This is a genomic window from Streptomyces fulvorobeus, from assembly GCF_013167895.1.
GTDB classification, from domain to species: domain Bacteria; phylum Actinomycetota; class Actinomycetes; order Streptomycetales; family Streptomycetaceae; genus Streptomyces; species Streptomyces fulvorobeus.
The window spans coordinates 425,193-437,205 of record NZ_BLWC01000001.1 but is presented as its reverse complement, the minus strand read 5'-3'; the positions used below and the strand labels follow the sequence as shown (position 1 = coordinate 437,205).

General features: G+C 70.5%; 9 protein-coding genes. All 9 read left to right on the top strand.

The features are described 5' to 3' along the window. Positions 1 to 123 precede the first annotated feature (123 nt). The 9 genes from eccD to Sfulv_RS31710 all read left to right on the top strand — a co-directional run bounded on the left by eccD (position 124) and on the right by Sfulv_RS31710 (position 12,009). On the top strand, positions 124 to 1,533 hold the full coding sequence (eccD, locus tag Sfulv_RS01900) for a type VII secretion integral membrane protein EccD (RefSeq protein ID WP_173310662.1): 1,410 nt from the start codon (positions 124 to 126) through the stop codon (positions 1,531 to 1,533). A gap of 45 nt (positions 1,534 to 1,578) precedes the next feature. Then, a complete protein-coding gene (gene eccB / locus Sfulv_RS01895; protein WP_173310660.1) occupies positions 1,579 to 3,189 on the top strand; it encodes a type VII secretion protein EccB in 1,611 nt (536 codons plus the stop codon). Between the two features lie 379 nt (positions 3,190 to 3,568). Next, on the top strand, positions 3,569 to 3,904 hold the full coding sequence (locus Sfulv_RS01890; RefSeq protein ID WP_173310659.1) for a hypothetical protein: 336 nt from the start codon (positions 3,569 to 3,571) through the stop codon (positions 3,902 to 3,904). Between the two features lie 108 nt (positions 3,905 to 4,012). Beyond that, a complete protein-coding gene (locus Sfulv_RS01885; RefSeq protein WP_173310656.1) occupies positions 4,013 to 4,321 on the top strand; it encodes a WXG100 family type VII secretion target in 309 nt (102 codons plus the stop codon). Positions 4,322 to 4,458: 137 nt separating this feature from the next. Then, positions 4,459 to 4,923, top strand: a complete 465-nt coding sequence (locus tag Sfulv_RS01880) for a type VII secretion system-associated protein (RefSeq protein ID WP_173310654.1) — start codon at positions 4,459 to 4,461, stop codon at positions 4,921 to 4,923. 128 nt (positions 4,924 to 5,051) lie between these two features. Further along, entirely contained in the window at positions 5,052 to 8,972 is a 3,921-nt protein-coding gene (locus Sfulv_RS01875; RefSeq protein ID WP_173310652.1) for an AAWKG family protein, read from the top strand. 194 nt (positions 8,973 to 9,166) lie between these two features. Further along, positions 9,167 to 9,622 (top strand): YbaB/EbfC family nucleoid-associated protein, encoded by a 456-nt coding sequence (locus tag Sfulv_RS01870; RefSeq protein WP_173310650.1) that lies wholly within the window; start codon positions 9,167 to 9,169, stop codon positions 9,620 to 9,622. A gap of 2 nt (positions 9,623 to 9,624) precedes the next feature. After that, positions 9,625 to 9,996: a hypothetical protein gene (locus Sfulv_RS01865; protein ID WP_173310648.1), complete on the top strand. Its 372-nt coding sequence runs from the start codon at positions 9,625 to 9,627 to the stop codon at positions 9,994 to 9,996. 81 nt (positions 9,997 to 10,077) lie between these two features. After that, positions 10,078 to 12,009 carry a WXG100-like domain-containing protein gene (locus Sfulv_RS31710; protein ID WP_173310646.1) on the top strand — a complete coding sequence of 644 codons (1,932 nt, stop codon included), beginning with the start codon at positions 10,078 to 10,080 and terminating at the stop codon, positions 12,007 to 12,009. Positions 12,010 to 12,013 lie beyond the last annotated feature (4 nt).

Below are 12,013 nucleotides of genomic sequence, written 5' to 3'. Positions count from 1 at the left end.
GGGGCAATTTCCCGGTGCGGGCCGCCGGTACCCGGCCGGGGCGGTCCTCCGTATCGTTCGCACATCCCCTCTCGCGGGGGAAGTCCTCCTGTCAAAGCCTTCCGGAAGACGAGAGCTCTGCTGATGACCGACAGCGCCGTGGCCGAATCGTGCCGCCTGACCGTACGTGCACCGAGCGTCAGCATCGATCTGTCGGTGCCCGCGGACGTGCCGGTCGCCGATCTGCTGCCCACACTGCTGCGTTACGTCGGCGAGGAGGCCGAGGAGGCCGGACTCGACCACGCCGGCTGGGTACTCCAGCGACTGGGCGACGCCCCGCTCGACGAGGAGACCACTCTGGCCCGCGCGGGGCTGGCCGACGGCGCGGTGCTCTATCTGCGTCCGCACACCGAGGCGCTGCCCGAGGCGCGGCTCGACGACCTGGTGGAGGGCATGGCGGAGACCGTGGGCCGCCGGCTGCACACCTGGTCGCCCGAAGCGGCCCGCGGCCTGCTGGTGGGCGCCGCGGTGGCGACCGTGGTGGCCGCTCTCGTGCTGGTGTTCCGGCCGGGTGTGACGACCGGTTCCGGCGCCTCCCGTGCGGCCTGCGCGGCCGTCGTCGGGCTGCTCCTGCTCGCGGGCGCGGCCTCCGCCAGCCGGGCGGTCGGCGACCGCGTCTCCGCGACGGCGCTCGGCCTGCTCGTCGCCCCGTGCCTGGCAGTGACCGGCTGGGTGCTGCCCGGCGGCGACCTGTCCGGGCCCGACGCGGGGCAGGTGGCGGGCGCCCGGCTGCTGGCGGCGGGCGCCGCGGGCGCGGGCGGCGCGGTCCTCGCGCTCGCCGCCACCGCGGTCGGGGCCCCGGCCCTGCTGGCCACCGCGGCGGTCGCGGCGGCTGCCGCGACCGCCGGGGCCCTGATGGGGTACACCGGCCTGGACGTGCCGGCCGCGGTGGTGCTGGTGGCGACGGTGGTCGCGCTCGGCGCAGGGGCGGTCGCGCCGTTCGCCTTCAAGCTGGCCGGGATGCGGATGCCGGCGCTGCCGTCCAACGTCGGCCAGCTCCAGGAGGGCATCGACCCCTACGCGGGCGACGAGGTCGCCCAGCGCACCGAACTGGCCGGGCGCTGGGTCACCGCGCTCTTCGCCGTCACCGGCACCATCGCCGCGGCCGCCCTGGCCATCCTCGCCGACGACCCGGACCTGCCCGAGGTGCTCGCCGGGCTCGCGCTGAGCCTCCTGCTGCTCCTGCACAGCCGGGGACTGGTGCACATCGGTCAGCGGCTGACCCTGGCCCTGCCCGGGGTCTGGGGGCTGCTGCTGCTGGCCCGGGCCTGGGCGGTGGACAGTGACGCGGACGGCCGCCTGGTGGTGTTCGGGGTGCTGCTCGCCGTGGCGGCCGCACTCGTGACCGCGTCCTGGACGGTGCCCGGCCGCCGGGTGCTGCCGTACTGGGGGCGTGCGGCGGAGCTGGCACACACCGGCCTCGCCGTCGCGCTGCTGCCGCTCAGCCTGTGGGTGGCGGGTCTTTTCGGCTGGCTGCGCGGTCTGTTCGGCTGAGCGCGGCCGTACGCCGGCCCATGGGATACGAGTTGAGGAGAGGCTGTGCAGTCCAAGCGCGACCAGGTACAGGCCCACACTTTCATGATGGGCAGGCTCAGCTCGGGCCTGCTGACGGCCGACCCGGACGCCCCGGAGAGTCCGCTGGGACGCACCACCCGGGGCGTGGTCTTCGGCGTACTGGTGACCGTCCTGATCGGCGCGGGCGCCGTCGTGTACGGGTTGCTGCGCCCCGGCGGGAACGACGGCTGGCGTCAGGAGAGGCATCTGGTGGTCAACCGCGACACCGGTGCCCGGTACCTGTGGACCGGTACGGACGGCGTGCTGCACCCGGTGCGCAACTACGCGTCGGCGCGCCTGATCGGCGGCTCCGACCTGGCGACCGTGGACGTGGCCACCGCCTCGCTGAAGGACGTCCCTGTGGGGTCCCCGGCCGGCATCCCCGGCGCACCGGACGCCCTCCCCGTGCCCGGTCAGCTCGACGACGGCGCGTGGCACATGTGCGTCACCGGGCCGGACGGGGCGGTGCCCAGTACCTCCGGCGCCGTGACGGGCACCGGCGTGGAGAGGCCGGGGGCCACCACGCTGGTCGCCGGGGCACCGCTGGACTCGCGCGGGATCGGCGCTGACCGAGGGGTGCTGGTACGCGGACCGGACCGCACCGAGTACCTGGTGTGGCGGGGCAGCAGACTGGCGCTGGACCGCGCGTCCGACGCCCGTAACGCTCTCGGGTACGGCTCCGAGCAGCCCATGCCTGTCTCGGCGGCCTTCCTCGACGCGCTGGCACCCGGCCCGGCCCTGGAACCGCCCGAGGTCGTGGGGCGCGGGGAAGAGGGGCCGGTGCTCGGTGGCGAAGCCGGCCGGATCGGCCAGGTGTTCGCGGTGAGCGTGCCCGGCGGCGGGAGCACGTACCACCTGCTGCGCGAGGACGGCCTGGTACCGCTGACCCGGCTCGCCGCAGCCCTGGTGCTGGGCGACCCGGCCACTCAGAAGGACGCCTACGGGGGGAAGTCGCCTCAGGTGCGCGCGGTCGGCGCGGACGCGCTGCGTGAGCACGGGGCGAAGGGCTCGGACACCATCGGCTCCGCGGAGCTGCCGGACGCGCCACCGGCCCCGCAGCCGGCACCGCGCGGTACCGCGCTCTGCGCGCAGGTGGACGGCGACGACGCCGGCGCCCGGATCAGGTCGGTGCTGGTCCCGCTGGACGCGCTCGGCCCGGTCGCGGTGTCGGAGGGCACGGCTCAGCCGCTGAAGGCGGCCTGCGTCCGGACGGACGCCACGGTGGTACGGCCAGGGCGCGGAGCCCTGGTCCGGGCCCTGCACGCGAGCGGCGCCGCGCACGCCGGAACCACCTATCTGGTGGCGGAGAACGGGGTGAAGTACCGCGTCACGGCCAAGGACTCCCTGGCGGCGCTCGGCTACGCGGACGGGGACATCAGCTCGGTCCCCGCACCGCTGCTGGCGGCCCTGCCGACCGGCGCCGATCTGGACCCGGCAGCCGCCTCCGGCGCGGCGGGGACCAAGGTCACGGCTCCGCGGTGCGGAACCGGCACGGGGGAGGACGGGCGGAAGGGCGCGGGGCAGGAGAAGGAGGCGGCCCAGCCGGCCTCGGAGGGCGCTCCCGGTGTGGCCGAAACCATCGGTTCCGCGCCCTGAACGCAGGCAAACGTCGCATACGGGCCGATGAAAGAGAAAGGTGGAAGAGGCGTCGTGTGACGGTCGGCTGAACTCCCGTCACCGAGAGGCGATTCCACGCGGACCGAGTGCGAAGAGAAACCTCAGAATTAGCTCAAGTTCTCCTCGGCGTCCGCACCCCGGAAGTCGCCAGGGGGAGTTGGCGCCCCATCGCTCCGTCCGGGCGGGTCCGTACGTTCATTTCGCGGAAACCATTGGACAACTCCTTTGCCGTGTAAGGATTATGCCGAGCTGACCTATCCTCAAATCTTCCCCCGATACGTTGCGCCGGGCAGTGGATTCTCTTTAGCCTCGGCGGACAACGGTGCGAGGGGACTCGCCTGAACGAAGGGAGCGTGACATGGCGGACGGTTCCGGCAGGAAAGCGGACTATGCCAAGGGCTTGGGAGGTGTCTCCTCCCTGGAGTCGGCCCGGGCCGCGGTCGAGAAGATCCAGAACAACGTGGCTGAGGTCGCCGCGCGTTCGGGTGTCGGCGGTGACGAGGGCCAGGCCCTGATGAAGCTGTTCCGCAGCTGGAACTCCGAGGCGCAGAAGGTCGTCGTCCAGATCAGCAAGATGATCGACGCGCTCCAGGAGAACGTCACCTCGGCGGACCGCCTGGCGAAGGAGAACCAGGACCTGACCGAGGTGCTCAACAGCAAGACCAGCCAGGGTGTCTTCGAAGCACTGCGCTGACCCACCCCCCTGCGGCACCCACCCCGCCGCGGTACCCGGCCCCCTCGCGGAGGCGGGAACCCGTGAGCTACCCGGGCCTTGGCGCCCGGCCCCCCGAGAGGAGACGTCATGGCCGACGGCATCATCGATGTGCAGTACTCCACGGTCCGGAACGCGATTGAGGAGCTGAAGGGCCAGACCCAGCAGATCATCACGACCCTCAACAACCTGGAGGACGAGCTGAAGCCGCTCGTGATGTCCTGGGAGGGTGACGACCAGAACATGTACCGCGGAGTGCAGGCGGAGTGGGACCAGGCCACCAAGAACATGGCCCTCCTCCTCGGCGACAGCGGTGATCTGGTCCAGAGCATCCACGACAACCACTCACGCGACGAGCGCAGGAGCGCCGACAACTGGGGCAACGTACGGGCCCGCTGAGCTCCGTCGTCCGGATTGTGCCGGGGCACACCTGCCCCGGCACGATCCGCACGCGAGGCCCAAAGTCCCGGCCGGGACTCCACTTCGCCCGGCCGGCCCGTTCCCCCGACCGGTAGCGAAGGGCAGGAGGACGTCCCATGGCCGGTGAGAAGGCCGACGTCAAGCATTTTGACCTCAAGCAGATGGAGAACTTCCGGGACCACGAGGTGCAGCCGGTGTACACCGCCGCGAAGAAGCACCGCGAGGACGGCGACGGTGCGCACATCCGGCCCCTGGGCCACCTCGTCGACGGTCACACCACCCCGGACAACCTCGCCCAGGACAAGCAGCTCCTGCGCATCGGCAAGATGGTCACCGAGCCCCTGGTCTCGGGTCCGAAGCTGATCGAGGGCGTCCGCACCGCGGCCGAGGCCATCGACAAGCTGCTGGGCGACCAGATGGAGCTCTTCAAGGAGCTGAAGGAGGCGCTCACCGACACCATCGAGGAGGCCAACAAGACCAAGGACAAGAACCTGGACGCGATCGACGCCCAGACCTTGCTGCAGACCTTCGACGAGGTCGACACGCTCACCAGCGGATCGCCGGAGACAGAAAGCACCTGACCCCCTCCGCGCGCACCGGCGGTTCCCCGGCCGCCGGGCAGGCCCACGGGTGAGGGCCGGCCCGCCGCACACCCACCCGAAGAGACCGTGCGCCGACACGGACGACAACCGACCAGAAAGGGCGCCCGGTGGCCGATCGGTACGATCCCAACTCCGTCGCCAACCTCGACAAGTTCGACAACGCGGGCGACTCGTCGACCGACACCTGGGCCACTCTGGTCACGCACATCACCGGCTACCCGGTCCCGGACCGCAACACCGTCTTCGACACGCTCCGGTCGGACCACGGCGGCAAGCTCTTCCGGATGGACATCAAGGAGCGCAGCCTCAGCCTGCTCGTCAAGGACTCCGGCTTCCTGACGAACAAGGGCGAGGACTACGACATCTGGTTTTTCGACAGCGGCAAGAAGCGGTCGATCATGCAGGCCCGGATCGTCTTCGAGGGCCGGGTGAAAGTCGGTGACGAGGTCCGCTTCGCCGACCCCGGCTCGGACAACGTCCACGACGCGCAGGTCCGTGAAGGCGCTGAGTTCACGGACTACAACAAGGACAAGATGAGCACCATCCCCCTCGCCCGGTACATGAACGGTCCGCGGGCGGCGCTCCTCGGACTGCTGGGCGGCAGCACCCAGGACGCCCGTTTCAGCAACCTGGGTGTGAGCGGGACCGACGCGGTGGACCTGAACTCCTTCACCACCACCGGCGAGTCGTTCGACTTCGCGGCCAAGTTCTTCAGGGACCACGCCACGGTGCTCAAGGACTGGGAGGACCGCTTCTCCCGGGACGACGCCAGCTGGAAGGGCGAGGCCGCGGAGGTCTTCCGCAGCCTGCTGAAGAAGATCCGCGAGAACTACGACAGTTACGTCGAGACCTTCGACTCCGCGGCCGGTACCGGAGACGCGACCGGAACCGGCGGCACGGTGTACTCGCGCGCCCTCTCCCTGGGCCGCTCGTACCTGGTGGACTCCGCGGACAAGCTGCTGGACGCGTGGCTGACCTGGGCCAAGTCCTCGTACTACGACCCGCACCAGGTGCTGCGCTACGTCCTGGACGACCTCGCGCAGTGGGTGGACGCCAACAACGTGGCCAAGACGGACATCACGTCGACCACGAGCCGCTACTCCACGACCGTCCGCCACAGCCCGCAGGGCGGGTTCTCCCAGGTGCACCCCGAGTACGGCGACCTCACGGACATCGCGAACTGGGCGAAGGTCGGCGACAAGGCGGTCAAGATCTGGACCCAGGGCGTCGACGAGTACCTGGGCAAGCCCGCCGCCCAGGTGCAGTCGGCCCTGAACAACCACTTCCTGGAGCTGGGCGAGACCTTCTCCGACAGCGTGCCCCGGCCGAAGTCGACCAGCACGGCGTCGGAGGACTACCAGGAGAGGAAGCTGGAGGAGGAGAAGGAGGAGATCAACCGGCAGAACGAGGAGAACAGGAGGTACCAGGACGAGCTGCGCGAGGAACAGGAGCAGCAGCGCGAGGAGGACAAGAGGTACCAGGACGAGCTGCGCGAGGAGCAGAAGCAGCAGCGCGAGGAGGACAAGAGGTACCAGGACGAGCTGCGCGAGGAGCAGCGGCTCGAACAGGAGGAGGCCAAGAACCTCCAGGACGAGCTGCGGAACGAGCAGAACCAGCAGCGTGACGAGGACAAGAAGTATCAGGACGAGCTGCGTGAGGAGCAGCGGCTCGAACAGGAGGAGGCCAAGAACCTCCAGGACGAGCTGCGGAACGAGCAGAACCAGCAGCGTGACGAGGACAAGAAGTACCAGGACGAGCTGCGCGAGGAACAGCGGCTCCAGCAGGAAGAGGCCAAGCGCGAGGCCGAGGAGCAGCAGAAGGCCATGGAGGAGAGCCTCGGCGGGATCAATGATCCCGGCGCGGGCGGTGAGCAGAATCTCGGCAGCCTCGACGAGCTGCTGAACATCCCGGTGACCGAGAGCGGCGGCAACCTCAACGGCCAGGGTGGCGCCGACGATCTGAACAGCACGATCACCGAGGAGCTCGGCAACCTCGGCGACCTGAACGGTCCCGGCGCCGAGAACCAGTCGCCCACGGGTGTCGTACCGCCCCTCACCCAGAACCTCGGCAGCCTCGGCAACCTCAACAACGGCCCCGGCGGGACGAAGAACGCCGCTGACGCGGCCAACGAGGCGATCACCCAGAACCTCGGCAGTCTCGGTGGCCTGAACGACGGGGCAGGCGGCGCGCTGGAGACTCCGACCGGGGGCACTACGCAGCTGGGTGAGGGTGGTTCTCTGACCACTGAGTTCCCGGACGGCAGCAGTGCGGAGTTCGACCCGGACAGTGGTCTGCTGACCACCACGCATCCGGACGGCAGTGTCACCACGCAGGACTTGGGTGACGGTGGGCGGGTGACGAATCCGGACGGGTCGGTCACGTCGCTCGGTGACGACGGGAAGCTGACGACGACGTTCCCTGACGGCACCACTCAGGTCGTCGACCCGTCGACGGGTCTGGCCACCTCCACCGCGCCGGACGGTACGACCACCACCCAGAACCTCGGGGACCTCGGTGGCCTGAACGGCGCCAACGGTCTCGGGGACCTGGGAGATCTCGGGGATATCAACACCGACGTGCCCACCACCTCGGTCGATGACCTCGGTGATCTGGGCGACATCAACGGCGGCCGGTCCGAACTGGAGACTCCGACCGGGGGTACTACGCAGCTGGGTGAGGGTGGTTCTCTGACCACTGAGTTCCCGGACGGCAGCAGTGCGGAGTTCGACCCGGACAGTGGTCTGCTGACCACCACGCATCCGGACGGCAGTGTCACCACGCAGGACTTGGGTGACGGTGGGCGGGTGACGAATCCGGACGGGTCGGTCACGTCGCTCGGTGACGACGGGAAGCTGACGACGACGTTCCCTGACGGCACCACTCAGGTCGTCGACCCGTCGACGGGTCTGGCCACCTCCACCGCGCCGGACGGTACGACCACCACCCGGAACCTCGGCGACCTCGGTGATCTGAACGGCGCCAACGGTCTCGGGGACCTGGGAGATCCCGGCTCCATCGACGGCATCGAGACCCCGACCGGTGGGCACACCGCGCTCGTCGACGAGGGCTTCGCCACCACGTTCGCGGACGGCGGCAAGGCCGTCTTCGCCCCGGAGAGCGGAATGCTCACCAGTACCGGGCCGGACGGCTCCACGGTGGTCACCGATCTCACCCACGGGGCGAAGGTGACCAACCCGGACGGCTCCACCACCTTCCTGGACAACGGCCTGCTGAACACCACCTTCCCTGACGGCACCAAGCACGTCATCGACCCGGACACGGGCGTCGCCACCATCACCGACCCGCAGGGCAGGACGGAGACGGTGGACCTCAAGGACCTCAACACCTCGGTCGGACTGAACAGTTCGGACGCGCTCGACGATCTGGGCAGTCTCGACGGCCTCAACGGCCTCGGTGGCCTCACCGATCCGAGCGGCTTCGGCGGGTCCGGTGGCGGCAGCGGAACCGGTGGCGGTGGCACGACCAGCCGGGACCTCGCGTTCTCCGAGCTGGGCCTCGGCGCTGGCCAGGTGGGCGCCGCGGCCTCGGGCGGCGGCCTCTTTGGCGCCGGCTCCGTCTCGCTGGACGGTGGCGGCGGGGTCGCCCCTCTCTCGGACAGCGCCGCCGGCGCGGGCGCTACGCTCGCCGCGGCCGGGGCGGGTGCCGGCGGCGGTGCCCCGGGCTCCCCGGGCATGCCCGGCAGCCCCGGCATGCCGATGGGCGGAGGCATGGGCGGCATGGGCGGGGGCGCCGAGAAGGGCAACGGCGAGCGGGTGCGTGCCGTCCTGGTCGACGCGGCCGAGGAGAGCGAGCGCCGCAACCGCCGTCGGCGCAGCCCGTGGAACCGGCAGGAGGACAGTGACACCTTCCTGGCCCCGGCCTCCCGGGTGACGACCACCGGCGGGGATTCCCGCGAGGAGGAGGCCGAGCCGGGCCGCAGGCCCACCACCTCCGCCGACTACCTGGAGGAGGACGCCGACGTCTGGGGCACCGAGGAGGGCGGCACACCGTCCGTGATCGGCCGGTGATCACCGCTCACGCGGGGCGCGCCGCCGTGCGGAGAGGACCCCGGCTCACGCGGCGCGTCGCTCACCAGGCAGGATCAACCGAGCAGTTGAAGGACCGGAGTCCGGGACCGGACGCGCCCGGCCCGATGGAGGGCGACCGCACGCGAGGGTGTCCCGACATACCGGTAGACCGACGCAGAGGGAGGGAGCGGAGCATGGCGGAACCGCTGGAGAAGCGCCTGGAGAAGGCCATGGTCGAACTTCAGGCGGCCCAGGAGGCGGTCGCGCGCACCGAGCGCGAGCTGCGGACCGCGTCGTTCGCGGCGCTCTCGTCCGACCGCGCGGTACGGGCCACGGCGGGCCCGCAGGGCGAGCTGACCGGGATCGACTTCCTGGAGAACAAGTACCGCGACATGTCACCGCAGGAGTTGGCCACCAGCGTGCTGGAGGCGGCGGGCGCGGCCCGGCTGAAGATGAACCGGCACGTGATGAAGGTGATGGCGCCCTTCACCGAGCCCAGCGCCACCGTGCCGGAGCTGAAGGGTTTCGAGATGGACTGGGAGCGGATCTTCGGTCCCGAGGTGCTGCGCGAGGACGACGGTGACACAGCACGTGGTGCTCAGGCGTCCCCCGCCTGGCGGGACGCGATCGGTGACGAGGGTGAGGACTGACGATGGGACAGCGGTACTACGCGGACCCGCATCGCATCGAGGCACTGGCGCGGCAGCTGGAGGAGATCGGCACCCTGACCAGGAGCATGACCGAGGAGTTCCTCGACGAACTGGCTCCCACGGTGAGCTGGCCCGGCACGGAAGGCGAGTTCGCGGAGAAGGCCAGGCCGCAGGAGCAGAAGGAACGCCAGACCACCAAGGACACCATGATGTCCATCCGTGACGCCCTGGTGGGCATCACGGACGCCACGGTCGGCCAGGTCCGGATGATGAAGGACACCCGGGACCGCAACATCGAGAACGTCGAGCAGGGCACCAACCGCATCGACACCGGCGGACTCGGCAACGGCCCGGGCGGGCATGGCCGGCGCTGACCTCCGCGCCGCAGGCCGTTCCCGCACGACGCCGGGAGCGGCCGCTCCGTCCTGCCCGCGCGGACTCCGGGACGGCCACCGATGAGCATCCAGGTGTCGCCCGAGGTCAACGCGATGATCTTCATCCTCACCGGGGAGAGGCTCATGGACGCGGACGAGGACCTCGCCTTCGACAGCCGTCGTCCCTACTCCGGCCTGGGACGCAAGCTGGAGAGGCTGTCCTCGCTGATCGACAAGTCGATCCACGACATCGGTGAGTCCATGCCGGACGACCTGGCCAGGTCCTACGGCAAGGCGATGGGCATGCTCATCGACGACGGCGGCAAGAACTACCTGCGCGACTTCGCCGAGCAGCTCGACAAGATCGCCGAGGGCCGGCGCAAGACCTCCATGGACATCATGGAGTCCAAGTGGCAGGTCATCGCCGAGATCATCCGGCTGCTCATCGAGATCGCCATCTATCTGGCGCTGTCCTTCTTCACCGGAGGGGCCTCGGCCAGCCAGATCATGCTGGCCAAGATGCGCAGCCGGTTCTTCATCCTCACCACGCTCAGCCACCTGCTCCAGCGGTTGCACCTCGCGCCCTCGCTGACCGAGGCGTTCGCCGAGGCATTCACGACCTTCGCGGTGCGGCTGGCGATGATGAACTTCGCCCCGGAGGGCCGTCGCCCTGACGGCATCGACTGGAACGACGTCCTCAAGTCCGCGGCGTTCGGCGCCGCGGCGGGCTTCTTCACCAGCGTCTTCGACAGCTTCGCGAGAAGCATCGTCAGGAGTTTCGACAGCAACTTCCTGAAGAACGGGCCGGACCTCGACTTCAAGAACAACCCCGACCTGAAGAACCTCGACCTCCCCGGCAACGGCCCGGACCGCAGGCCGGACCCCGCCCCGGGCCCCGACCGCGACAGCCCTTCCGGGGCCCGCCCCGATCCCACCCCGTACGGGAACGGACCCAATCCCCCGGACAACGTGCCGGTCACCTTCCGCAACGACCCGCTCTCCTTCCGGAACAACACCGAACTGTGGCGGAACAACCAGCTGTTGCGCGACAACGCCGACCGGCCGGGAGCGCTGGCCGGCCACTACGGGCTCAAGGGGACAACCGACTTCCTCGCCGCCGGCTCCGGCGAGGCGCTCGCGGAGATCCTGATCAAGGGCGCCTTCGAGGGCGACTGGTCCACCAGTTGGTCCACCTTCGTCGGCGCGGGCATCAGCAGCCTGGTCGAGGCCACACTCAGTGACACCGCCGTGAACAGCGCCGCCGAACTGCGCCACGCCATCGACAAGCTGCGCCACCAACCACCGACCGTGTCCGCAGACACCGCAGACACCGCAGACACCGCAGACACCGCAGACACCGCAGACACCGCGGATTCCGCGGGGTCCGGTGACGGCCCGGACCGTACCGTGGACCCCGCACGCACGGACACCACGGGCGCTGGTGGCCCCGCGCCCACGATGCCGCCGCCGGTCGTCAGCCGGAACACCGGTCCCGGGGACGCCACCGGGAGTCAGCCGCCCCCGGTCCTCTCCGCCTCCTCCGCGGACAGCCAGTCGCCTCCGCCGTACGTCGCGGAGAGCCCTCCGCCGTACACCACCCAGGCTCCGCCGCTCCACGTTCCGGGCCCGCTGCCGGTGACCGCCGCCGAGAACGCCCTGTGGCACCAGGTCCACCAGGGTCCGGCCGAGGTCCGCGAGCAGGCGTTGCGAGACCTCGCCGCTCTGCGTGGTTCCCAGCCGCCCGGCAGCGCCGAGATCGGTGTGCGCGACAGCCTGCACGACACCTTGTCGCAGCTGCCCGAGGTCCGGGTGGTGCCCGCCGGGAACAGCCCGGCGGCCCAGCTCCAGACGGACGAGGTCCGCCGGGCCCTCGGCGGGTTCGACACCCCGGTCACGGTGGACGGGCCGGTCTCGACGGGCCTCCCGGGCGCGGTGGACAGCCCTGCCTCGGCGGGCCTCCAGCCGGCCACGCCCCAGGGTTCCCCGGTGACGGCCTGGTCACGACCCCGGTGAACAT

What these genes read in the sequence shown, in the direction of transcription:
- Sfulv_RS01865 (WP_173310648.1), top strand. Translation starts at nt 9,625, where the DNA reads ATGGGACAGCGGTACTACGCGGACCCGCATCGCATCGAGGCACTGGCG.
- eccD (WP_173310662.1), top strand. Translation starts at nt 124, where the DNA reads ATGACCGACAGCGCCGTGGCCGAATCGTGCCGCCTGACCGTACGTGCA.
- Sfulv_RS31710 (WP_173310646.1), top strand. Translation starts at nt 10,078, where the DNA reads ATGAGCATCCAGGTGTCGCCCGAGGTCAACGCGATGATCTTCATCCTC.
- Sfulv_RS01890 (WP_173310659.1), top strand. Translation starts at nt 3,569, where the DNA reads ATGGCGGACGGTTCCGGCAGGAAAGCGGACTATGCCAAGGGCTTGGGA.
- Sfulv_RS01880 (WP_173310654.1), top strand. Translation starts at nt 4,459, where the DNA reads ATGGCCGGTGAGAAGGCCGACGTCAAGCATTTTGACCTCAAGCAGATG.
- Sfulv_RS01870 (WP_173310650.1), top strand. Translation starts at nt 9,167, where the DNA reads ATGGCGGAACCGCTGGAGAAGCGCCTGGAGAAGGCCATGGTCGAACTT.
- Sfulv_RS01885 (WP_173310656.1), top strand. Translation starts at nt 4,013, where the DNA reads ATGGCCGACGGCATCATCGATGTGCAGTACTCCACGGTCCGGAACGCG.